Annotated in this window: 19 protein-coding genes; 15 read left to right on the top strand and 4 right to left on the bottom strand. The window is 52.3% G+C overall.

Annotated elements, in window-relative coordinates; all coding sequences use genetic code 11:
• Positions 1–78: 78 nt before the first annotated feature.
• The 13 genes from rfbB (at position 79) to ACO0LK_RS06940 (ending at position 13,899) form a co-directional block, all read left to right on the top strand.
• Positions 79–1,149 (top strand): dTDP-glucose 4,6-dehydratase, encoded by a 1,071-nt coding sequence (rfbB, locus tag ACO0LK_RS06880; RefSeq protein WP_422973446.1) that lies wholly within the window; start codon positions 79–81, stop codon positions 1,147–1,149.
• Positions 1,146–2,039, top strand: a complete 894-nt coding sequence (gene rfbA / locus ACO0LK_RS06885) for a glucose-1-phosphate thymidylyltransferase RfbA (protein ID WP_422973448.1) — start codon at positions 1,146–1,148, stop codon at positions 2,037–2,039. Before rfbB ends, rfbA begins: the two co-directional genes overlap by 4 nt.
• A 3-nt stretch (positions 2,040–2,042) precedes the next feature.
• A complete protein-coding gene (gene rfbC, locus ACO0LK_RS06890) occupies positions 2,043–2,588 on the top strand; it encodes a dTDP-4-dehydrorhamnose 3,5-epimerase (RefSeq protein ID WP_422973450.1) in 546 nt (181 codons plus the stop codon).
• On the top strand, positions 2,585–3,505 hold the full coding sequence (gene rfbD, locus ACO0LK_RS06895) for a dTDP-4-dehydrorhamnose reductase (RefSeq protein ID WP_422973452.1): 921 nt from the start codon (positions 2,585–2,587) through the stop codon (positions 3,503–3,505). Before rfbC ends, rfbD begins: the two co-directional genes overlap by 4 nt.
• A gap of 68 nt (positions 3,506–3,573) precedes the next feature.
• Positions 3,574–4,887, top strand: coding sequence for a flippase (locus ACO0LK_RS06900; protein WP_422973454.1), 1,314 nt, complete (start codon positions 3,574–3,576; stop codon positions 4,885–4,887).
• Positions 4,888–4,911: 24 nt separating this feature from the next.
• On the top strand, positions 4,912–5,847 hold the full coding sequence (locus ACO0LK_RS06905) for a glycosyltransferase family 2 protein (protein ID WP_422973456.1): 936 nt from the start codon (positions 4,912–4,914) through the stop codon (positions 5,845–5,847).
• 453 nt (positions 5,848–6,300) lie between these two features.
• Complete coding sequence (locus ACO0LK_RS06910; protein ID WP_422973458.1) at positions 6,301–7,092, top strand: hypothetical protein; 792 nt, start codon at positions 6,301–6,303, stop codon at positions 7,090–7,092.
• Positions 7,093–7,095: 3 nt separating this feature from the next.
• Positions 7,096–8,049, top strand: a complete 954-nt coding sequence (locus ACO0LK_RS06915; RefSeq protein WP_422973460.1) for a UDP-glucose 4-epimerase family protein — start codon at positions 7,096–7,098, stop codon at positions 8,047–8,049.
• 12 nt (positions 8,050–8,061) lie between these two features.
• Complete coding sequence (locus ACO0LK_RS06920) at positions 8,062–8,625, top strand: sugar transferase (protein WP_422973462.1); 564 nt, start codon at positions 8,062–8,064, stop codon at positions 8,623–8,625.
• A 66-nt stretch (positions 8,626–8,691) separates the two neighbouring features.
• Positions 8,692–10,620: a polysaccharide biosynthesis protein gene (locus tag ACO0LK_RS06925; protein WP_422973606.1), complete on the top strand. Its 1,929-nt coding sequence runs from the start codon at positions 8,692–8,694 to the stop codon at positions 10,618–10,620.
• 24 nt (positions 10,621–10,644) lie between these two features.
• A complete protein-coding gene (locus tag ACO0LK_RS06930) occupies positions 10,645–12,021 on the top strand; it encodes a phosphomannomutase/phosphoglucomutase (protein ID WP_422973464.1) in 1,377 nt (458 codons plus the stop codon).
• A 172-nt stretch (positions 12,022–12,193) separates the two neighbouring features.
• Complete coding sequence (waaC, locus tag ACO0LK_RS06935) at positions 12,194–13,192, top strand: lipopolysaccharide heptosyltransferase I (protein WP_422973466.1); 999 nt, start codon at positions 12,194–12,196, stop codon at positions 13,190–13,192.
• Positions 13,193–13,545: 353 nt separating this feature from the next.
• Entirely contained in the window at positions 13,546–13,899 is a 354-nt protein-coding gene (locus ACO0LK_RS06940; RefSeq protein ID WP_422973468.1) for a DUF6717 family protein, read from the top strand.
• A 17-nt stretch (positions 13,900–13,916) separates the two neighbouring features.
• Here the strand turns inward: ACO0LK_RS06940 and ACO0LK_RS06945 are convergent, their stop codons facing one another.
• The 3 genes from ACO0LK_RS06945 to ACO0LK_RS06955 form a co-directional block, all read right to left on the bottom strand.
• Positions 13,917–14,660: an energy transducer TonB gene (locus tag ACO0LK_RS06945; protein WP_422973470.1), complete on the bottom strand. Its 744-nt coding sequence runs from the start codon at positions 14,658–14,660 to the stop codon at positions 13,917–13,919.
• Positions 14,661–14,676: 16 nt separating this feature from the next.
• Positions 14,677–15,522 (bottom strand): 3-deoxy-8-phosphooctulonate synthase, encoded by an 846-nt coding sequence (kdsA, locus tag ACO0LK_RS06950; protein WP_422973472.1) that lies wholly within the window; start codon positions 15,520–15,522, stop codon positions 14,677–14,679.
• 67 nt (positions 15,523–15,589) lie between these two features.
• Positions 15,590–16,588, bottom strand: coding sequence for a hypothetical protein (locus ACO0LK_RS06955; RefSeq protein WP_422973474.1), 999 nt, complete (start codon positions 16,586–16,588; stop codon positions 15,590–15,592).
• Positions 16,589–17,135: 547 nt separating this feature from the next.
• Between ACO0LK_RS06955 and ACO0LK_RS06960 the strand changes: the two genes are divergently transcribed.
• Both ACO0LK_RS06960 and waaA read left to right on the top strand, forming a co-directional pair.
• Positions 17,136–18,050, top strand: coding sequence for a DMT family transporter (locus tag ACO0LK_RS06960; RefSeq protein WP_422973476.1), 915 nt, complete (start codon positions 17,136–17,138; stop codon positions 18,048–18,050).
• A gap of 3 nt (positions 18,051–18,053) precedes the next feature.
• Positions 18,054–19,331, top strand: coding sequence for a lipid IV(A) 3-deoxy-D-manno-octulosonic acid transferase (waaA, locus tag ACO0LK_RS06965; RefSeq protein WP_422973478.1), 1,278 nt, complete (start codon positions 18,054–18,056; stop codon positions 19,329–19,331).
• A gap of 28 nt (positions 19,332–19,359) precedes the next feature.
• Here waaA and ACO0LK_RS06970 read toward each other — a convergent pair whose 3' ends face one another.
• Positions 19,360–24,564: a two-component regulator propeller domain-containing protein gene (locus ACO0LK_RS06970; RefSeq protein WP_422973480.1), complete on the bottom strand. Its 5,205-nt coding sequence runs from the start codon at positions 24,562–24,564 to the stop codon at positions 19,360–19,362.
• Positions 24,565–24,663 lie beyond the last annotated feature (99 nt).

Genomic DNA, 24,663 nt, shown 5'->3' on the forward strand with positions numbered 1-24,663 from the left:
TTGACCAAGGAAATCAGCCTCTTTCTCAAGTAAAATCGCCTGTTCAAAGCAATTCAGCGATTAACACGGGAGCGAGACATGATATTTGTCACAGGTGGCGCGGGTTTTATAGGTGCCAATTTTGTTCTGGATTGGCTGGCTCAGTCGGATGAGCCTGTCCTGAATTACGACAAACTTACTTATGCTGGCAACCTGAATAATCTTGCCAGTCTCAAAAATGATCAGCGCCATGTGTTTGTACAGGGCGACATCAACGACAGTGCCCAGTTGTGCGCCCTGTTTTTCGAGTATCAGCCACGTGCCATCCTGCATTTTGCGGCGGAAAGCCATGTTGACCGCTCCATCACAGGTCCGGCAGCATTTGTCACCACCAATATCAATGGCACGTTCGAGCTGCTGGAAGCCGCCCGCACTTATTGGCTGAGCCTGGAAGATGATGCCAGGGCAGAATTCCGTTTCCTACACGTGTCTACCGATGAAGTGTATGGCACGCTGGGGCCAGACGATGCCGCTTTCAGCGAAACCACACCGTATGCGCCCAATAGCCCATATTCCGCCAGCAAGGCGGCGTCTGATCATCTGGTACGTGCCTATCACCATACCTATGGCTTGCCGGTACTGACGACCAATTGCTCAAACAATTACGGCCCTTACCATTTCCCGGAAAAACTGATCCCGCTGATGATCACCAATGCCCGTGCCGGCAAGGATTTGCCAGTGTATGGCGATGGCCTGCAAGTGCGTGACTGGCTGTATGTCACAGACCATTGCGCGGCGATACGCAGAGTACTGGAAGCTGGCAAGCCGGGTGAAACCTACAACATCGGGGGCTGGAATGAGCAAACCAATCTCAGCGTCGTGCATACCCTGTGTGAATTGCTGGATGAATTACAACCCAAGGCCGAAGGCAGCTACAAGGACCAGATCAAACATATCACGGACAGGCCCGGCCATGATCGCCGCTATGCGATTGATGCCAGTAAGCTTGAGCGGGAGCTGGGCTGGAAACCACAGGAAAACTTTACCAGCGGCCTGAAAAAGACCGTCACATGGTATCTGGCAAATGATGTCTGGACCAAGCAGGTACAGTCAGGTGAATATCTGCAATGGGTGGCGCAGCAATACAATGAAGACGAGGTAGAGGAATGAGCGGTCCGACAACACGCAAGGGCATCATTCTGGCGGGAGGCTCAGGTACCCGTCTGTATCCCGTCACGCAAGCTATTTCCAAGCAATTGCTGCCGGTGTATGACAAACCCATGATTTACTACCCGCTGACCTCCCTGATGCTAGGTGGCATGCGCGATATCCTGATTATTTCCACACCACAGGACACGCCACGCTTTTCAGAATTGCTGGGCGATGGTTCGCAATGGGGCATCAACATCTCTTACGCCGTACAACCGGCACCCGACGGGCTGGCACAGGCGTTTGTCATAGGTCGCTCTTTTGTAGGCAATGCCACATCCGCCCTGATCCTGGGTGACAATATTTATTACGGTAATGATTTCGAAGCGCAATTGCGCCAGGCTGACGAGCAGCAACATGGCGCGACCGTGTTTGCCTATCATGTGCACGACCCTGAACGCTATGGCGTGGTCGAGTTCGACAGCAAGCGTCAGGCCATCAGCATAGAAGAAAAACCCAAGCAGCCAAAATCAAATTACGCGGTGACTGGTCTGTATTTTTATGACCAGCAAGTCTGTGATATCGCCGCCAGCATCAAGCCTTCCGCACGCGGAGAACTGGAAATTACCGACGTTAATAATGAATATCTGAAACAGGGCAAGCTGAACGTGGAACTGATGGGCAGGGGCATGGCCTGGCTGGATACCGGCACCCATGAATCCCTGCTGGAAGCAGGTCAGTTCATTGCAACGATAGAAAAACGCCAGGGTCTGAAGGTTGCCTGTCCGGAAGAAATTGCCTACTACCGCAATTACATCAGCGATGCCGACCTGGAAAAACTGGCCCAGCCTTTGAAAAAAAATGAGTATGGCCAATACTTATTGCAACTTTTAAACAAGAAAGCGTATTGACAGATGAAAGTGTTAGCTACCGGGCTTCCTGATGTATTGATACTGGAACCTGCTGTATTTGGTGATGATCGCGGCTTCTTTTATGAAAGCTTCAATGCCAGGAAATTTGCAGAACTGACCGGCGTAACCGCCAATTTCGTGCAGGACAATCATTCCAGGTCCGCCAACAATGTCTTGCGCGGCCTGCATTATCAGATACGCCAAAGCCAGGGCAAACTGGTGCGTGTGACTGCCGGTGAAGTATTCGATGTGGTGGTGGATTTGCGCAAATCATCCAGCACCTTTGGCCAGTCAACCAGCGTCGTGCTGTCGGCCGTCAACAAGCGTCAACTATGGGTACCTGAAGGTTTCGCCCATGGCTTTCTAGTTATGAGTGAAAGTGCCGAATTCCTGTACAAGACCACTGATTACTGGGCACCAGAGCATGAACGCTGCCTGCGCTGGGATGACCCTGCCCTGGGAATAGACTGGCCATTGAACGGCACGCCGCTACAGTCTGGCAAAGACCAGTTGGGCAAGCTATTGTCCGAGGCCGAGGTCTTTGAATGAGGATTTTACTGACAGGCAGTAACGGTCAGCTAGGTAATGCGCTGCAAGCACCGTTGAGCCAACTGGGAAGCGTCTATGCCCCGCTGCGCAATGAACTGGACTTGAGCAATCCTGACCAGTTGCGCCAGCGCATACGTGAATACCGGCCTGATCTGATCATCAACCCTGCCGCCTACACCGCCGTTGACCTGGCTGAAACAGAAGAAAAACTGGCCCATGCCATCAACGCCGAAGCACCGGCCATCATGGCGGAAGAAGCACGCAAGCTGGGTGCCGGACTGATCCATTATTCAACCGATTATGTGTTCGATGGCGAAAAACTTGACCAGCATGGCCAGGTATTAGCCTATCTGGAAACTGACGCCACCAATCCGCAGAATGTGTATGGCAAGACCAAGCTGGCTGGCGAACAGGCCATACAATCCAGCGGCTGCCAGCATCTGATCTTGCGTACCAGCTGGGTGTATTCACTGCATGGCAAGAACTTTCTGCTAACCATATTGAGGCTGGCCAAAGAAAGAGATCAGTTGCGCATTGTAAATGACCAATGGGGCATCCCGAATTCTGCGGCATGGCTGGCAGACACCACTTGCCGTCTGCTCGCTGGTTTGCAGCAAGCAAACACGACGACTGACTGGTGGGCCAAACATGGTGGCCTGTACCACCTCAGCGCTGCGGGTAAAGCCAACTGGTTTGAATTTGCGTCCGCCATCGTGGCCCACGCTGAGCAAAAAAACATATTGAACAAAACGGCGCCAACGCTGACAGGTATCAGCAGCAGCGACTATCCGACACCGGCACGCAGGCCACATAATTCATTGCTGGGCACGCAAAAACTGCAAGACAAGTTCGCTCTGGACCTGCCCTCCTGGCAAGACTGCCTACAGATATGCATGCAGGGTCTCCGGGCAACATAGCCAACCGGAGCGCGTTTGGCCCAACACGCTGCATGGCAACAGGCAACGCAGACTCACATTACAGACACATGTCACTTAAAAAAAACACCATTTGGAATTTGCTGGGTAATGGCCTGCCGCTCATCGCAGCGGCGGCTTTTACTCCGTATACCTTGCGACAATTAGGTAATGAAGCATTTGGTGTGCTGACACTGATCTGGGCACTGATCGGCTACTTCAGTCTGTTTGATTTTGGCACTGGCCGCGCGCTCACCTATGAAATCAGCAAGCTGCGTTCTGCCCAACAATTCGGGGCGATTCCCTCAGTCCTGAAGGCTGGCTTGTTACTGACTGCTGCCACCGGTACGCTGGGCACGCTGATCATGATCGTGCTGGCACCACATCTGGCACAAAGCTGGCTAAAAATCAGTCTGCCGCTGCAACATGATGCACAAATCGCCTTTGAAATTGCCGCGCTCGGCGTCATACCCAGCGCCGTGACCAGCGGCCTGCGTGGTGCGATGGAAGGCCTGGAGCGATTTCGTGCCTCCAACCTGAACAAGATATTCCTGGGGTTTTGCATGTTTACCCTGCCGGCACTGGCGATCGTCTTGCATGGCCCCCGCCTGTGGCCGATTGCATTGTACCTGGCCATGGCACGCCTGCTGGTTGTTATCGGCGGCGCACTGCAATTGCATACCTACCTGTTCACCAAAACCACGAATGAACCCACGCGTGAAAACGGAAGTCAGGCAAGTGAAACAAATGCGCTGTCCCAGCGCCTGCGCAGCCTGCTGTCATTCGGTTTCTGGGTAACAGTGTCGAGCATCATCAGTCCACTAATGGTATTTGGGGACAGATTTTTTGTCAGTGCCATGGTGGGTGCCGACAAACTGTCTGTGTATGCGATTCCACAAGAAGCGCTGATGCGCATGCTGCTGGTACCGATCGCCATCTGCGGTGCCCTGCTGCCGCTGTTTGCCACACTGGCAGATCAGCAAGCGCTGAAAAATAGTTACCGCCAAAATTATCGGCGCATGACATTCATCATGTTGACGCTGTGTATTGCCGTAGCCCTGTTTGCTTATCCTGGCTTCAGCCTGTGGCTGTCACCAGAATTTGCCAGCAAGGCATTACCGATTACCCTGATCCTGGCAGCAGGTACTTTTTTCAATGGTATTGCGCTGGTGCCACATACCCTGCTGCATGCGCAGGGGAAAACAAAAATAACCGCGCAATTTCACTTTATTGAATTGCTCTTGTATATTGCTGTCTTGTATTTCCTCGCAACATGGTTTGGCCTGGCCGGTGCCGCATTTGCATGGACTTTCCGGGTGATACTGGATTGGATACTGTTGCATGTGACTGCACAGCGCCACCTGAAAAACCAAACGGCTCACTGAACCCATTCGTCTTGTTTGCATGAAATGACACACACATCATCTGACACATCCAGACCAGCCGTTGCGGCTGTGGTGGTTGGCTACTTTCCAGAGCATCCTGTTCTCCTGGCCTTGCTAGCCAAACTACAGGGGCAGGTGGACCGGCTTTACCTGGTGGACAATGGTGGTTGCGACAAAATAGATTTGCAGGCGACACCCAAGTGCCAATACATCCGCCTCGACAAAAATTATGGCCTGGGTTATGCACTGAATAGGGGCTTTGAAGCGGCGATACAAGATGGTGCACACTACGTAGCAACTTTTGACCAGGACAGCGCACCGCCTGATCATCTGATTGCCAGCCTCTTGACGCAACATGAACTGCTGCACGCACAAGGCGTGAAATGCGCAGCCATCGGTCCCACTTTCTTTGACCGGCGCGAAGCCGATAAAGTCTATTTCCCGTTTTATAAAGAAGGCAGCGGCAATATCCAGGCAATTATTCCCGCTGATTTCGACGATGCGACTGCCAGGTATGTTGAAGTCGATGTCCTGATCACATCCGGCATGTTGATACGCACGACAGCCTGGCTTGATACATTGCGGTACGACGACGGTATGTTTGTTGACTATACCGATACCGAGTGGTGCTTCCGGGCAAGAAGCAAAGGTTATCAATTGTTTGGCAGCATGGCGGTGCAAATGGGCCATGCTCTGTCGGATGCACCACCTGTGCGCCTGTTCAATTTGAATTTCTTTCATTATTCTCCGCTGCGACGCTACTACTATTTCAGAAACACGCTACTGTTCTGCAAAAAGCCGTATGTCTCTTCTGCATGGAAAAAAAGATTGCTGGTGGGACTGAGCATTCGCTTTTTTGCCAGCCTGGTGTATGAGAACAGACGTCTGTCCCAGTTCAAAATGATGTGCAAGGGAATCTGGTCTGGTCTGCACAATAAAAGTGGAGCATATCCGACATAAGCCCGTGAGCCATCTCGCCGGTTTTAGCGTTTTGTTTCCAGGCAGCCTGTCAGCTATACAGGCACGGCCATACTGAGCCCGGCCATTTTGATATACTCCTCAGCAAATAAACGGCGAGCCTGGGTATTCCGCTGACAATAGGCAATGGGCAGTAGGCAATAGGCCCGCCATTGATCATGTCAGGTACAGGCAAACAGGTCGGCCAGGGATGCGTTTGAAATGCTGGCACCCGGGACAGGCAGGCCAGAAAACGCAGATCAATAAGAAAAACAGGCGGATGGACCAATCCGCCGCCTATAAATGATGATTTCTATGAGAAAATCTGAACCACAAACTGATTCATGATATGCCCCGCTACCAGCAGGGCTGTAAAAACCAGCTTGTTGTTGCGCGACCAGCAGCTGCAAGACCCGCAAGACCAGAACAGGTAAAGCCAGATCATCTGAATAATTTATGATACATGTCGCTATTGTCAGTCACGGCCATGAAGACCTGCTTATTGCTAGCGGGATGGGTGGCTTGCGCGATGCTGGTGCAAGCATGCATGTGTGGATCAAGGATAACCGCCCATCGGCACAATTAAAGGCGTATTGCCTGCAACATGGCGTGTCTTACATTGATGATCATCCTGGTCTGGGTTTTGGTGAAAATAATAATTTCCTGTTTGACCTCATCAGCAATAGCGTCGGCTTTGGTGAAGGTGACAGTTTTATCGTCATGAACCCGGACATCACCATTACGCCAGAAACCATCATGACGCTGGTGGCGAATATGCAGCGGGATGCCTTCCCCATTGCCACCATCAATCTTTTCCGTGATGAACAGCATCTGTACATCGATGCCAATATCCGTCGCTTTCCGAATATCATTTCCCTGCTGCGTATGGTGGCAGTGCGCTCGCTGTCAGAGCCATACGACAAGAAAACCATGTCGGAAACCTGTCATGTAGACTGGGCATCCGGGGCTTTTCTGGCGTTTGATGCACGCCACTATCAGGCCCTGCAAGGTTTCGATACCCGTTATTTCATGTATTTCGAAGATGTGGATATCTGCTACCGCTCACAGCAATTGCTGGGGCTGGGAATACGCTTTTATCCACAACTGGATGCAACCCATACTGCCGCCCATAAAAACCGCAATCTGGTATCCCGTCATGCCAGCTGGTTTTTCCGCAGTTTTCTGAAGTTTCTATCGCGTCGTTATTTTGTTTATGACCGACGGGCCAACATATCGGCATCCAAATAAAGCATGAAGCAAATTATTTTGTTGACCGGTGCCAGCGGCTTTGTCGGCCAGGCAATTGCGCAAGCCTGCCTGCAGCAGGACGTCAAGCTGATCTGCCCGACCCGCCAGGCCTTACAATGGCAGGCCGCACAGCTGTCCAATCCCATCATCACTGACCTGACCGCCGATACCGACTGGTCAGCCAGCCTGAAGGGCGTTGATATCGTCATCCATTGTGCCGCCCGCGTGCACGTCATGCAGGAAAAGGCTGCCGATCCCCTGCTCTTGTTTCGCCAGTTGAACGTAGATGCCAGCCTGAACCTGGCACGACAGGCCGCAGCGGCAGGTGCCAGGCAATTTATTTACCTGAGTTCAGTCAAAGTGAATGGCGAAGCGACCGTGCCTGGCCATCCCTACACCGCTGACGACCAGGCCGCGCCACAAGATGCCTATGGCATATCCAAGCATGAAGCCGAACAGGCTTTGCTGGATCTGGGCAGGCAAACCGGCATGGCTATCACCATCATCCGCCCGCCACTGGTGTATGGGCCGGGCGTGAAAGCCAATTTTTTAAGCATGTTGCGCATGGTCAGACGTGGCTTGCCGCTGCCGCTGGGCAGCATACGCAACCAGCGCAGCTTTGTGTACCTGGGCAATCTGGTCAGCCTGGTGCTGCATTGCCGCCTGCATGACCAGGCGCGTAATCAGATATTTTTAGCCAGCGATGGCAGGGATTTATCGACAACAGAGTTGCTGAACCTGTGCGCGCAAGCCTTGCAGGTGAAATCGCGGCTGTTTCCTTTCCCGGCCAGCCTGCTGACGCTGGCGGCAAGCATACTGGGCAAGAAAAATGTGGCTGACCGTCTGTGCCAGTCCTTGCAGGTGGACATAAGCAAGACCAGAAACCTGCTGGGCTGGTCGCCCCCCTATACTGTAGAACAAGGCTTGCAGGCGACCGCTGCTGCCATTCGTACTTAATCGCCATCCACTATGTTAAAGCGCCTTTTCGATCTTTTCCTGGCTTTGATGGCCAGTCTGTTTCTGATCCTGCCCCTGGTGGTGGTAGCAGTCTGTGTCAAACTGACTTCACGCGGCCCCATCGTCTACTGGTCGGACCGGGTCGGACGCAATAATGCTATCTTCAAAATGCCCAAGTTTCGCAGCATGCGCATAGATACGCCTGCGGTTGCCACCCATTTGCTGAGCAACCCGGACCAGTATCTGACCCCCATTGGTTCTTTCCTGCGCAAATCCAGCCTGGATGAATTGCCACAATTGTGGAGCATACTGTGTGGTGACATGAGCTTTGTCGGCCCCCGCCCTGCCCTGTACAATCAGCATGACCTGATCGCCCTGCGTACCGAAAAGCAGGTGCATACTATCCCACCGGGCCTGACAGGCTGGGCGCAGATCAATGGCAGGGATGAATTGCCAATACCGGTTAAAGTTGACCTGGATGCTTATTACCTGCAACATCAGTCCTTCATGTTGGACCTGCGCATCCTGTTTCTGACGTTTTATAAGGTGGTGCGCCGTGATGGCGTCACTCATTAAATTGTCTATTTCAGTGTCCATGCTGCTATTCTTTCATTCAACCATCAGGCGGGCAAAGCGATCATGATGCAGTCTTTATTGAACTTGCCGCGCATACACAAGCAATTGCTGGCTGCCGTCGCAGATGCCCTCTGCCTGCCACTAACCTTTGTGCTGGCTGTCTGGCTGCGCTATGACAGCTTCAGTGCTGCACTGTTCAGTCATTACTTCTGGCTTATCGTTTCCGTACCTTTCATCACCATACCGGTATTCATACGCATAGGTCTTTACCGCGCCGTGATTCGTTTTATTGACCAGAAAATCATCAGCGTGGTGGTATTTGGTGTCACCCTTTCTGTACTGCTGCTGGTCTTTGTCAGCCTCATGCTGCACATCATGCCGCTGTCACGTGCTGTATTTGGCTTCTTCTGGGCCGGTTCCATCCTGTATGTGGGAGCCAGCCGCTTTCTGGCCAGAGCCTGGTTATTGCAGGCAGACATGACAGAAAACGCCACCCGCATTGCCATCTACGGTGCCGGCAAGGCCGGTGCGCAACTGGCAACTGCCCTGCGCGCAGGCGGTGAATATGTCTGCGTGGCTTTTATCGATGACAGCAAACCTGTGCAAGGCTCAACCATCGGTGGAATAAAAGTATTTGCACCAGACCAGTTGCCAGCCCTGGCTGAGCGCCATGAAATACGCGAGATTTTGCTGGCCATGCCCAGCATCAGCAAAACCCGGCAAAAGCAGGTACTGGATCAGTTGGAGCCCCTGAAACTCAAGATCAAGGTCACGCCATCTATCCAAAGCCTGGTCAATGGCGAATTGCGCGTGCAAGACATACGCGAAGTCGAGATTGAAGATTTGCTGGGCCGCGATCAGGTAGAGCCCGACGCCCGCCTGCTGAGCATTTGCATCACAGGCAAGCGCGTCATGGTGACTGGAGCAGGTGGCTCCATCGGTTCTGAACTATGCCGTCAGATATTACGCCAGCGCCCGGCCAAACTGGTCTTGCTGGAAATGTCGGAATACGCTCTGTATGCTATAGAACAGGAATTGACTGGTCTGCGCCAGCAACTGAAACTGGATGTAGAGATACTGCCCTTCCTCGGTTCCATACTTGACAGCGCCAAGCTCGACCGCATCTTCACCACCTGCGAAGTCGAAACCCTGTACCACGCAGCAGCCTACAAGCATGTACCGCTGGTTGAGCATAATCCGGCTGAAGGCATACGCAACAATGTATTTGGTACACTGTCCGTCGCACAGGCTGCGATGGCCGCCAGGGTCAAGAATTTTGTGTTGATATCGACGGACAAGGCGGTGCGTCCGACCAATGTCATGGGTGCCACCAAACGCCTGGCAGAACTGATCTTGCAAGCCTGTTCGCGTCGCCAGCAACATACCCGTTTTTGCATGGTGCGCTTTGGCAATGTGCTGGGTTCTTCCGGTTCTGTCGTACCACTGTTCCGCAAGCAGATCATGGCAGGTGGCCCCATTACCCTGACGCATCCGGAAATCACTCGTTATTTCATGACCATACCCGAAGCCGCACAACTGGTCTTGCAGGCCGGTGCCATGGGCGAAGGCGGTGATGTCTTTGTGCTGGACATGGGTGAACCCGTACGCATCATCGACCTTGCACGCCGCATGGTGCATTTGAGCGGCCTGGAAGTAAAAAGCGAAGCCACGCCTGACGGCACCATAGAAATCCAGCACGTGGGCCTGCGCCCTGGCGAAAAATTGTACGAAGAATTGCTGATCGGCGACAATGTAGAGGGCACGTCCCACCCGCTGATCATGCGTGCGCAAGAAAATGAGTTGCCGTGGGATCAACTGAATGCGCTATTGCAGGATTTGCATGCCGCCTGCGCCGCCTTTGATTATGCGCAAATCCGCGCTTTGTTGTTGCAAATAGTGGCAGAATACGAACCACAATGCGGTATTGAAGACCTGATCTGGCAAGCCCAGCAAACTGGTTCTGAAAACCAGACAGCCACTGTGCTGCTCCACTGAATCTTTTTAATATAGAAAATAATCATGTCCCTACTATCCCCCAGCATATTCAAAGCTTACGACATCCGCGGCATCATCGATAAAACTCTGGATGCCGAAGTTGCCCACCTGATCGGCCAGGCCTTCGGCAGCGCCGCCATCGCCAAAGGTGAAAAAGCCGTGGTCATAGGCCGCGATGGCCGCTTGTCAGGCCCAGACCTGATCACTGCCCTGGCCAAAGGTTTGCAATCGACTGGCGTGGATGTGATTGATCTGGGCATCGTGGTCACCCCCATGGTTTATTTTGGCACCAATGTGCTGGGTGCAACATCCGGCATCATGGTCACCGGCAGCCACAACCCGCCTGACTATAACGGTTTCAAAATGGTACTGGCAGGCGAAGCGATTTATGGCGATGCCATCCAGGCACTGTACCAAACCATCCTGAACAAGGATTTCAAACAAGGCAGCGGCGGCTACCGCACGCATGACATCAAGGCGACTTACCTTGAGCGCATCATCGGCGACGTCAAAGTTGCCCGCCCCTTGAAAATTGCCGTCGATTGTGGCAATGGCGTGGCTGGTGCATTTGCTGGCGAACTGTATCGCGGCATGGGTTGTGAAGTCATCGAACTGTTCTGCGAAGTCGATGGCACCTTCCCCAACCACCATCCTGACCCAGCGCACCCGGAAAACCTGCAAGACCTGATACGCTGCCTGCAAACCACCGACGCAGAAATCGGTCTGGCTTTTGACGGCGATGGCGACCGTCTTGGTGTCGTCACCAAAGATGGCCAGATCATCTACCCTGACCGTCAGCTCATGCTGTTTGCTGAAGACGTATTGACACGCAACCCTGGCGCGCAGATTTTGTATGACGTCAAATGCACCCGCCATATCGCACCATGGGTCAAGGCACGCGGTGGTGTACCACTGATGTGGAAAACCGGCCATTCCCTGGTCAAGGCCAAGCTGCGCGAAACCGGTTCCCCGTTAGGCGGTGAAATGAGCGGTCATATCTTCTTCAAAGACCGCTGGTATGGTTTTGACGATGGCCTATACGCTGGCGCACGCTTGCTGGAACTGGTCAGCCGTGTAGCGGACATGACAGCCACGCTGAACAATCTGCCGCAATCCACCTCGACACCAGAGCTGCAATTGCAACTGGCTGAAGGTGAAAATTTCAAGATCATCGCCGCCATGCAGGCAAATGCCCACTTCCCTGGTTCAGACGAAATCATCACCATCGATGGCTTGCGTGTTGAATACCCGGACGGCTTCGGTCTGGCCCGCTCATCCAATACCACCCCCGTCATCGTCATGCGCTTCGAAGCTGAAAACCCGGAAGCCCTGGCACGTATACAGGGTGCAATGAAGCAGGCTGTACTGGCAGTGAAGCCAGATGCAAAATTGCCGTATTAATTCTATTTAAACCTGCAAACTCACCACAGAGGCACGGAGACACAGAGGGAGCACAGAGAAAAACTAAAGGCGTGAAGAGTAATTACCAAACACTTTCACGTCAAAAGATTTTCTCTTGCTTTTCTCTGTGTCTCGGTGTCTCTGTGGTGAGATTTTTGGTCTTACTACTATTGTGAAAATCCTGCTTGTACGTGTTTCGTCCTTAGGCGATGTGCTGCACAATATGCCCATCGTGGATGACTTGCGTCGTCAGTTTCCGCAGGCACGCATAGACTGGGTGGTGGAAGAAGCCTATGTGCAACTGGTACGGCTCAATCCAGGAGTTGATCAAGTTTTCCCTTTTGCCCTGCGTCGCTGGCGCAAGAGTCTAGGTCAGGCAGCGACACGGCAAGAGATCAGGCATTTCTTTCGCCAGCTACGACAAGAAAATTATGACCTGATACTCGATACCCAGGGTTTGCTGAAAACCGGCATCATCATGGGTCTGGCCAAGACTGTCAAAGGCGGCAAAAAAGTGGGCCTGGCAAATGGCACCGAAGGTTCGGGTTATGAAGGTATTTCCAGAATTTTCCATGACATCAGTGTGCCGGTAGACAAACGCACTCACGCCGTCTTGCGCGGCCGCCTGGTCGCTGCCGCCGCTGGCGGCTACACTGTCACCACGCCCGCCAGCTTTGGCTTGCAGGCACCTGATGTCCCCGCTGACCAGTCCACATGGTTGCCATCTACGCCGTATGCCGTATTCTTTCACGGTACTGCCGGTGCAGCCAAGAAATGGCCGCGAGAGAACTGGCAAGCAATCGCCCGTACTTTGCAGGAATATGATTTACCGATACTGCTGCCCTGGGGTAGCCCGGCAGAAAAAGCCGAAGCCGAGGCCATGGCCGCCATCATGCCGAATGCCACCGTCCTGCCCGCGCTCTCGATGCAGGCCGCTACCTTGCTGGCACAAAAAGCACGCCTTGCCATTGGTGTCGATACTGGCTTGACGCATATCGCTGCTGCCTATGAAACACCGACCATAGAAATCTATTGCGCTTCACCGCGCTGGAAGACTGAGGGGAATTGGTCGGACAGGATTATTAACCTTGGGGATAACGGGGAACCTGCGACTGTTGAAGAGGTTCGAGGGGCGATTGAAATATTGCTAGGGTCAAAGAGCAAACAGTAATTTGCTTACCATCAAACATTACAGCAATCTACTTAACGTCATTCCTGCGCGAGTTTGGCAGGAATCCAGCGGGCTGGCGCTCCAGCGACGTTCGCAGTATGCCATGAAGCTTATTAACTTCAGACTTGTGAATTTCACGAACTGAATTTTCAAATATCTTCGTAAGTCATTTAACATCGCAGGCCGGAGGTAGCCCGGTAGTTAAACCCGTTTATCGCATTCGCCAAGAAAAATAAGCAAAAAGAAGGCGACCGGGGCATCACTGCCATTTCTTCGATCTATTTTAACCATTGTCGTCAAATGCAAATTAAATTATCCGTCAGTGAATAACTCAAATTAATAAGCAAATACAAATGAATGCCATCAATGTAATAGCACCCTATAAATATCTCGACATGTGGGTATTTGATGATGAGCGCGTAGGCCTGCTGCAAGAACCTTTCGTCAGCGGTGCTGACACTATGATAGACAAGGTCGTTGCCACATTTCCTGATCCGGATTCAGGTTTCATCATGCTGTTCTCTGCAAACGCATTTCCTGGACACCAGATTAAACTCTCATGGCGCAGATCTGACAGTAACGGCAACTGGTATTTCTCGGAAGAGCTGGATATGGAAGGTTGGCTGTGCCCTGCCTTGCTCAAATATTTTGAACAGCCGCCAAAAGAAATTTACGTGCAGGTCAAGGCTAAAAAAGCAGTCGCCTAAATTGACCAACTTCGCCATTAATTCGATCGCAGCGGCAAGAGTCTCAGTGAAATGACCGCTTCCAGATTCCCTAGAGCATCGGATGATGGCTTGAATTTGCAAGAACTGACAAGCTTGACACTTTCCTGATTCAATTTTGGTTCGACCGACCATTCAAGGGTCGTTTTTTCAATGCCTCCCTCTTTGTTCAACCAGACACCAACAACAATGCCACGACCTGGCTCATTATCTTTTGCCAGACTTACAAAGTCTGACTTATTACAAGTACCTGTCAATACTTCAGCAGGCTTTCTTGGAACGCCTTCCGCAGAAAGTTTCCAAACATATGCTGATTTGACGTAAATTTTTTCTATTTTTGGATCGTCGAAAATTTGGCACCCCATCATTGAAGCCAAAACAGCTTCATCCAATATGCGCCAGCCACTACTACGTGCCACCTCTGCCATTGTCACTCGCCCAACTGAATCTGCAACTAAGTCGAGTTCAGTCCTGCCCATCATTTCATGGCGCAATGCAAGTCTGGGATATTCCGGTTTTTTGCAACGATCATATGAGGGTTTTAATTCGAGAACCGGCTTTATATTTGGTCCTACTGAGTTGCTTAGACTACCTTTGGAGTCAACTTGAGCCAATACATCGGCCACTCCCCAATTTAAATTCAGTAGAGTAAATAAAAGAATAGGGAAAAAGGAAATTTTATTTTTAAACATTTTTTTGTCTGGAAGAGCAAAGCAACGTGAGGCAATAGAAAAAAGTCTCATGACAATAAGTTCGATATTAAATCTCCAACGCCCCAAACGACTTCACCAAATCATCCAGCGCCTTCAACTGCGTCAAAAATGGTTCCAGCTTATCCAGCGGCAAGGCGCTGGGCCCGTCGCACTTGGCTTGCGCCGGATCAGGATGCGCTTCCAGGAACAACCCTGCCAGGCCCGTTGCCATGCCTGCGCGGGCCAGTTCAACGATTTGTTCGCGACGGCCACCGGAAGCTGCTGCGCCAGCTTCACGCTGTTGCAGGGCATGGGTGACGTCGAAGATGACAGGCAGGTTGTTGGTTACTTTTTTCATGACAGCAAAACCCAGCATGTCGACTACCAGATTGTCATAACCAAAGCAGGTGCCACGGTCGCAGAGTATCAGTTGATCATTGCCTGCTTCTCTGAACTTTTCGACGATGTTCTGTACCTGCGAAGGGCTGAGGAATTGCGGTTTCTTGATATTGATGACACGGCCGGTTTTGGCCAGGGCGACAACGAGGTCAGTCTGGCGTGCCAGAAAGGCGGGCAACTGCAAGACATCGACCACTTCTGCCACTTGCGCGGCTTGCCATGTCTCGTGCACGTCGGTGATCAGGGGTACGCCGAATTCTGCCTTGATGGCTTCGAATATCTTCAAACCTTCTTCAAGGCCAGGGCCGCGGTAAGAATGAATGGATGAACGATTGGCCTTGTCGAAGCTGGCCTTGAAAACATAGGGGATGCCCAGCTTGCTGGTGACGCGCACGTATTCTTCGGCGACGCGCAAGGCCATGTCTTTGGATTCGAGAACATTCATGCCGCCGAACAGGACGAAGGGGCTTTGGTTGCTGGCTTGAATTTTTGGGGTAATGGCTACGGTAGTCAAGATGATTCCAGTTCTGTAAAATTCAGTCGGGTGTTGTGTATTTTTTTGTATCAGCGACGCAGCAGCGCTATGATACCCAGCGCAAATAGTCTTGCCACTGCGGATCAAATTCGCTGCTGATATCAAACTGCAGCGGTGCAAATGTGTGTGCCAGTTTATGTGCCTTGGCCAATGCGGCTTCTACGTCACTGACATGCCAGTTCATGCTGCGCACATTGCCATGCAAGGTGATCTGGCTGGTGATGCCTTCCTGGGTTTGTGCGAGCAGGGTTTCAAGCTGGTCTTCAAACTCGCGCGCAATTTCCAGGTCGTCTTTATTGTCGAGCGCAACGTCAACTTGCACACGCCACAGCATGTCTGCCCTGCCGACCAGGGTCATGGCGGATTCATTGCGCTGCACCAGCAGTTTGTCATCAGGATCGGTATTACTGACAAGCTCAAAGCCTGTCCATTCATTTTCACCGGTGGGGAACAGGGCGGTATGCCTGAGGTCATCCCGCCAGAAGCTGTCCAGCACTGCCGGGAAGGCGGCCAGGCTGACGGTGTTCTGTTCTGGCGCACCGTCCATAAATTCGACCGGACCTATCTTGATGGCGAAATCATATTCACCAATGGCATGGTCAAGCAGGATGAAGGACATGTGTCTGGCATGATCGAGCATGTCTTGCGGTATGGGCTTGCCAAACCACAGTTGCAAACCCACCCTGCCGGCATCGGCATAATGCCCGACCAGAATATCAGCAGGGCTGAGGTTGAAATTATCCATGGACATACCGAAATCGTTCATTTCTGTACGCGCCCGGAAAGCAATCACGTTTTGAAACATGGTTAATCGGGGTGCCGATTGCACAAGCGACATGACATCCTGGAAATGCTCAGTTGAACCGTGGGCAGTCATGATCAGATCATAGATGCCGCCTTTCGGCCCGCCTTGCAATTCTGCTGCCAGGTGGGGAAAGTGGGGTTGCAGCAATGCATTGATGGCTTCCATGGCATCGCGGGCTTCCAGTTGCTGCAATTCTGGCTGGGCATTTGCCAATGCCTGCCAAAAGATGTCTGTGCTCATCTATTTTTTCCAGATGGATGGGTGGTTCAACATGTCCCTACATGTTGCCTGAGAACCTGCTTACGATCTTACTGCGCGAGCGTGATCGGGGCTCATGTGCTGCTCAAAATGCTCATGTACTGCAAGTACATTCCGCTTTTTGCGCTGCGCTTGGTTACCTTGACTCCGCTGACGCTCGCTCGCTACAGATCGTAAACAGGTTCTAGGAGGCATAGGATATCATTTTATGAGGGTGGTTTTGCAGAACAGTGAGGTGCCTCATTTAGCTTTACTTATTTTTCAAGCAATACTGTTATCGCCGAACGCCACTAGGCTCCTGCCTGCGCAGGAGCGACGGTATTAGCGTTTGCCCTGTATCAGAATAAGTAGTCAACAATTTCATAAAATTACATTTACGGTAATTAATTATGAAATTTATTGAGCTTGTATGCCTGGTTAAATTACAAAAATACCCCCAATGCTCCGTATTAACCCCAAGCAATACATACACTCTTGCCCTCCGTTTTCAGGTATATTCCCTCCTCTTCGCCAATACTCCCCAAGCTTGATGTCTGCTCATCGTAAAAATCTTGATGGTTTTGCCATTTCGCTCATGCTTTTGCTTTGCCTGTGCTGGGGCTTGCAGCAGGTAGCTGTGAAACTGGCGGCGCCTGTAATCAGTGCCGCCATGCAACTGGGCTTGCGGTCTGGACTGGCTGCCGTGCTGGTTCTGTTGCTGATCCTGGTTAAAAAGATTCCTTTTTCCCTGCGTGACCAGCATGTATGGCCCGGCATTGCTGCCGGGGTCTTGTTTGCGCTTGAGTTTTTATGTATTTCGCTGGGGCTAAAATATACGACGGCCTCGCATATGTCGGTATTTTTATACACCGCGCCTATCTTTACGGTGCTTGGCTTGCACTGGCTGATCCCTGCCGAGCGTTTGCAGCCTGCGCAATGGCTGGGTATATTGTCGGCATTTGGCGGGGTGGCGATTGCGTTTTCTGGTGCCTTATTTGATACATCCGGCAGCAGTCAGCGTGATATGACCGATATGCTGATCGGTGACAGCTTTGGTGTGGTGGCAGCAATATTGTGGTCAGCCACTACCATCACCATACGCAAATCCAGTTTGTCGGAAGCGGAACCAACCACAACGCTGTTTTATCAACTGGCAGTCGGTGCGGTGATCTTGCTGGCTTTTGTGTTCTTGCGCGGTGAAAGTCTGCCTGCGCAATGGGACATGACCAGCATTGTGAGCCTGTTTTTCCAGACGGTGATTATTGCTTTTGCCAGTTACCTGACTTGGTTCTGGCTCATGCGGCGTTATCTGGCGTCGCGTCTTTCTGTATTTTCTTTCCTGACACCCTTGTTTGGCGTAGCCGCCGGTGTCATCCTTATGCACGATCCCATTAGCCCGCGCTTTGCGCTGGGTGCAATACTGGTTTGTGGTGGTATTGTGTTGGTGAATTTCCGTCGGACATAACGCATGCGTCTTCTTTATTCTATGGTCTGGGGTTTGTCTTTGCCCTTTGCCCTGTTTCGCCTCTGGTGGCGTGGTCGCCAGGAGCCTGGCTATCGTCAGCATATTGCCGAACGACTGGGCTTTTATCCGGCCATTGCCAGCATGCCCACGATCTGGGTGCATGCCGTTTCTGCCGGTGAAACCCGTGCAGCCGAACCATTGATCCGTGCCTTGCTGGCGCGTCGGCCAGATCATCGTATTTTATTGACGCATATGACGGCCACCGGGCGTGAAACCGGCGGCAAGTTGTTCGCTGATGTCGGCCCGCGCCTGCATCAGGCATTTTTACCGTATGACATCAACTGGATGATACGGCGCTTTCTGCGGCATTTTTCACCGCAATTATGTGTGTTGATAGAAACCGAAGTCTGGCCTAACCTTGTAGCCCAGTGCGAGTTGCAATCCATACCGGTGACGCTGGTGAATGCCCGCCTGTCAGAAAAATCACTGAAGAAGGCGCAGCGTCTGGCCTCGCTGATATTGCCCGCAGCCCGTGCCATCAGTTGCGTGGCGGCACAATCGAACCCCGATGCCCAGCGCCTGCAAGAACTGGGTATTGCGCGCCCTGATGTCACCGGCAACATGAAGTTTGATGTGACACCACCGCCCTTGATGGGTGAGCGTGGTGCGGCCCTGCGCCGCAGCTTTGGCGAACGCCAGGTGATCCTGTGCGCCAGTACCCGTGATGGGGAAGAAGAACTGATACTACAGGCCTTTGTTGAACAGATACCACTGTTGCAGACCAATCCCCTGCTGATCATTACCCCACGTCATCCGCAGCGCTTTGATCATGTGGCAAGCATGCTGGAAGCACTTGGCATCAGCTATGTGCGCCGCTCTACCCTGAACCACGAAGAAATTGCGCCTATCACTAAGGATGTGCAGGTCTTGCTGGGTGACAGCATGGGTGAAATGTATATGTATTACGCCGCCTGCGATATCGCTTTTGTTGGTGGCAGCCTAGTGGCGCTGGGCGGCCACAATCTGATTGAGGCCTGTGCCATGGGCAAACCCGTTTTGACTGGCACATATACTTTCAATTTTTCTGAAATCACTGATCAGGCGATTGCCTGTGGTGCTGCTTTCAGGGTGGATGGTGCGCTGAGTTTATTCCGGCAGGCCCATGCATTGCTGGCTAACCAGCAACTGCGACATCGCATGGGGGAAGCTGCATATGCATTCTTCCTGCAACATCAGGGTGCCACGGCACGTACCATGCACATGCTGGAACCGTATTTATAGCACCCTGAGTCTTCACTTTACCCTGATTTTATTCTGGCGTATGCGCTGTGATTGAAGTCAGAATCTGCAAGGCGGCCTCAAACTCAAATGCCTTTAGCGCACGTTCCAGTGCGTCTGCGTGTGCACCTGCCAGCTTGCGCAGGCTGTTGCGATGGCTCTGGAAGTAATCCAGGGCTTCACTGTCAGAATCTTGCAAATAATTGCTCAACGCCGCCAGCAGTTCTTGCGTATTGACATCAATTTCCTCATTGGCAACGGGCAGATCATCTGCTGCCGCAGGCCCGGACAAGGCCAGTTGCAGGTCGCTGATCAATTTTGCACTGGCATCAGTAAATCTTTGCAGCAGGCTGCTGTCTTCGCTGGATTTTTCTATGGCCAGTTCCAGTTCGGTGGCCACTGCGGCCAGCTCCACGGCACCGATATTGCCAGCGGCACCGCGCATGGTATGGGCTTCGCGTTCGGCAGAAATGCGGTCACCTTTTTCCAGATGGATACGGATTTTTTCTGGTGTCGCAGCGGCTGTGTCGATGAACAATTGCAGCAGGCGCTGGTATAAATCCATATTCTGGCCACAGCGACGCAAGGCTGATTTGACGTCCACCCCCGGGATTTCAAGCTCAAGCGTATTCTCTACCGGCCGTACTGGTATCTCGTTGATGACTACCGGGACCGAACTAGTTCTTGGCATGCGTTGCCCACTCCAGCGGGCCAGGGTATCAAAGAAGCTGTCTGGGTTAATCGGTTTGGCAATGTGGTCATTCATGCCTGTATCCAGGCAACGCTGTTTTTCTTCATTCATGGCATGGGCCGTCATGGCAATAATTGGCAGATCCAGCCATTCAGGGTAAGAGCGTATCACGGTCGTGGCAGCATAACCATCCATTTCAGGCATTTGCAAATCCATCAATACAATATCAAATTCGGCCTTGTTCAGTTTATCAATGGCGATACGCCCATTGTCTGCCACTTCCACGATGATACCGGCTTCATGCATGAGTTCAGCGGCAATTTGCTGGTTGATCTGATTATCTTCCACCAGTAATACACGCAGGCCGTCAAACCTGTTTTCCAGCATGGGTATTGCAGCAAGCTGGGTCGGGTCATCCGTATACCGGCGACTCAGGCATTGCAGGCTTTCTATCAGGCCAGGCATGCTGATAGGCTTGGACAGATAGGCAACCGGGGCATGTACCGTATTGAGCATGCCTGCTTCATCAAAACCCATATTGGTCAGCATGATGATATCGGGTGCCTGCCCGACATTCTCTGCATGGATGGCTTCGGCAGTTTCTGCGCCATTCATGTCTGGCATCTGGGCATCGAGCAACACCAGCTGATAAGCTTGCCCCGCAACCCTTGCTGCTTCCAGCATTTGCAAGGCTTGCCTGCCACCGCTGGCCGCGTCTGGTTTCAAGCCGAGCTGCTGGCAGAGTTTAAGCAGATGCTGACGCGCTTCGTTATGGTCATCCACGACCAGTACATGCAGGCCAGCCAGGGCCAGCACCACGGCTGTACGTACATCATGCGGGGGCGATTTGGCATGATCAAACCAGCAGGTGAAATGGAAGCTGCTGCCGACACCGACCTGACTTTCCACCCAGATATTACCGCCCATCAATTCCACCAGATGCCGTGAAATGGTCAGGCCGAGGCCAGTCCCCCCATATTTGCGGGTGGTGGAACTGTCAGCCTGGGTAAATGCCTTGAACAGGTTTTGCTGCTGTTCATCGGTCATGCCGACACCCGTATCGCGCACGGTAAATTGTAACTGTACCTGGTCGGCAGACGACTTGATCTGCCTGACCATGATCACCACTACGCCATGGTCAGTAAATTTGATGGCATTGTTGACCAGATTGGTCACCACCTGACCAAGACGCAAAGGATCACCCTGCAAATTTGCAGGCACCGATACATCGATATCAAATACCAGTTCTATGTCTTTTTCTGCCACTTTATGGCTGACGATGGTGGCAACGTCGTTGATCACATCGGTTAGGGCAAATTCTGCCGATTCGATATCGAGTTTGCCTGCCTCGATCTTGGAAAAATCCAGAATGTCATTCACCACACCAAGCAGAGATGTACCGGCATTGTGAATTTTATCGATATAGTCACGCTGCTTGACGCTGAGTGCGGTTTTCTTGGCCAGATGAGAAAGGCCGATGATGGCATTCATGGGCGTGCGTATTTCATGGCTCATGTTCGCCAGGAAATAGGATTTGGCAATGGTTGCCTGTTCGGCCTGTTCCTTGGCTTCACGCAATTCATTTTTTTGCAGATAGGTTTCGGTTTCATCGATCCAGAAACCATTCCATATCCATTCACCATTCATGTATTTGGGATCTACCGTTTGCGCACGCAGCCAGCGGACTTGGCCATTCACTACAATACGCTGGTGAAAATTGCCTGCGGTACGGGTATCGACGGCAATTTTGGCCAGTTCTTCTGAGGTTTCGCGGTCTTCTTCTACCGTGGTTTGCCAGCGCGCGGCTTTATCAGCGATGATGGCTTTGGCGGTGACGCCCAGGACATTTTCGACATTCTCACTGACATAGGCATATTCCCTTTTACCGTCAGGGAGCTCGCGGAACTGGAATACCGACAAAGGCAAGGCAAAGGTGAGGTCATTCAGACGCTTGCGTTCGCCATCGGCTTCCGCAGTCCTTTGCCTGACCAGGTCTTCCAGCAATGCCTGCTGGCGCGAGAAACGCCGGACACGCATGCGATACACCAGATAAATCAGTGCCAGCAACAAGACGGTAACTGCCAGACGGAAACGCCATTCCATCCAGAACGGTGGTGTAATGGTAATGACCAGGCTGGCTCCACCTTCATTCCAGTCGCCATCCTTGGTGGCCGCTCTGGTCCTGAAAATATATTCCCCAGGTTCCAGGTTGGTGTAGTTGGCCGAGCGGTGGCTGGCTTCGGCCGTCACCCAGTCTTCATCAAAGCCATCCAGTTTATAGGCATAGCGATAATGCATGGGGTCGGCAAAATTCAGGGCAGCAAATTCTATAGAAATGACGTTTTGCCGGTAACTGAGGGTGATTGCCCTGGCATCTGAAATATTGCCTTTCAGGGTGACGCCTTCCGGCAATTTGCCCCCGCGTACAGATTGATTAAAAATCAGGAAATCTGTGATGGTGGTGGTCGGCGAAACGGTCTTGTCGCGGATGAATTCAGGATAAAACCAGGCCAACCCCTGAAAGCCGCCAAAATACAGGGCATCATCGGCATCACGAAAACTGGCACCGACGGTATAGGTGCCATCAATCAGGCCATCATCTGCTGAATATTTTTTGAGCGCCCGTCGATCTTGCCCTAGCTTGTATAAGCCGCCATCTGTACTAATCCACAAATTTCCAGCTTTGTCTTCAGCAAACCCGGCCGTGGCATCATTGCCCAGCATGCCACTGTAGCGAAAGAAACTCACCGTTCCATCGCCGGCGACGACCATGCGGTTAAGGCCACTCGCTGTTCCCACCCAGACACTGCCGCTGTTGTCTTCAAATACTGCATACACACGACTATGGCTAAGGCTGTTGCCATCGCCCGGATTATGTCTGTAGTGCGTGAAATGCCCGGTCTGCATGTCAAGTTTGTCCAGCCCACCAAAGGTACCAGCCCATAACTGCCCATGACGATCAAACAGCAGCGATACTACCCGCCCATGGCTCAGACTGTCCGGGTCATTTGGATCATGCATGTAGCGCTGAAACTTGCCAGACTTCACATCCAGCCGGTTCAAGCCATCATCGCTGGCCACCCACAAATTACCTGCGCGGTCATACGCAAAGGAATGCACGATGTTCGAACTGAGGCTGTCAGGACTGCGCGGATCATTCTGAAAATGCATGGCACGTTCGCTGACCGGGTCAAACAGGTTCAGGCCATCTTGCGTGCCCACCCACAATTTCCCGTCCGGTGCCACTTGCAGCGCTCTGATCTTGCTATTGGTGATGCTGTAGGGCTGTGCCGCCTGGTGCTGATAGACCTTGATCTGACCACTGGCCTTGTCCAGCCGGTTCAGGCCATCGCCAGTGCCTATCCAGATGTGCCCATTGCTGCCAGTGATGGCTGATACGGTATTGTTGCTGAGGGTTTTGGGTTCACCAGGCAAATGCAACAGGCGTTCAAAACCGCCGCTGAACAGATTGGTGCGACTGACGCCACCCAGCCAGGTCCCCACCCACAAGGTGCCGGACCTGTCTTGCAGCAGACGGGTGACACGGTTGTCTGCCAGGCTATGGCGGTCACTGGCGTGATGACGGTAAGACGAAAACCTGCCGGACGCCTGATCCCAGCGTTTCAGACCGTCATCGGTACCGACCCAGACCACGCCATCCTTGTCTTCCAGTACCGAGCTCACCGGCCCGGGATCAAGACCCTCACTTTCGCTGAACCGGTGTTTTTCTGCCCGGTCCCGGCCCCAGACTTCCAGTCCGGCCAGCGATGCGATCCAGAGCCTGTCTTTACGATCCACCATAATATGCTGGACGGCATTGCGACGCGGATCAGCCTGTTTGTCGCTATCGAAACGGAAGTTCTGGAAACCGGACTTGTCCTTTGTCATCAGGCTGAGACCGGCATTGCTGCCTATCCACAAATTGCCGTCCCCGTCATAAGCGAGCGTATTGACCTGATCACTGACAATACTGGTATCGTCCTTGTCATCATGACGCATACTCAGGAAACGCCCGGTATCAGGATCAAAATGTGCCAGCCCGTCGCCGGTTGCCAGCCATAAGCCCGCCGCACCATCACCGACAATGGCCTGGATCTGATTGGCTGCCGAGCTGCGGATATCAACCGAGTCACGCCTGTACCTGACCATGCTTTCCGTCGCGGGATCATAACGATGCAGACCACCGCTGCGTGTACCTACCCACATCCGGCCCTTGCGATCTTCATAAAGCGCCCAGACCCAGTTATCTGCCAGGCTATTGGGCTTGCCCGGTTCATGTCTGAAATAAATGACCTTGGTACCATCGTAGCGATGCAAGCCCCCCTGGGTACCAAACCACATATAACCCTGCCTGTCTTGCAACATGGATTGTATGGATTCATGCTGAAACCCCTGCTCGCGCCCCACCTGATCAAAGCGCAGACTTTGTATGTTTGCCGCACGGGTTTCAGAAAAGCAACAGGTCGCGATCATCGCGAGAAAGAAAATGCAGTAGGACAATAATTGACGGTAGGGAAACGGGGTAGCCGATTGCGGTAGCCTCATTGTGCGCTCTCTAGTACTTAGACCATCTGTCACTGGTTGCTGTCTATATAAACACCAAGTATATGTTATTCAGGTATCGGGAACGTATCTGATTGTCAC

The organism is Undibacterium sp. Ji49W (assembly GCF_049340205.1).
Lineage (GTDB): Bacteria > Pseudomonadota > Gammaproteobacteria > Burkholderiales > Burkholderiaceae_D > Undibacterium.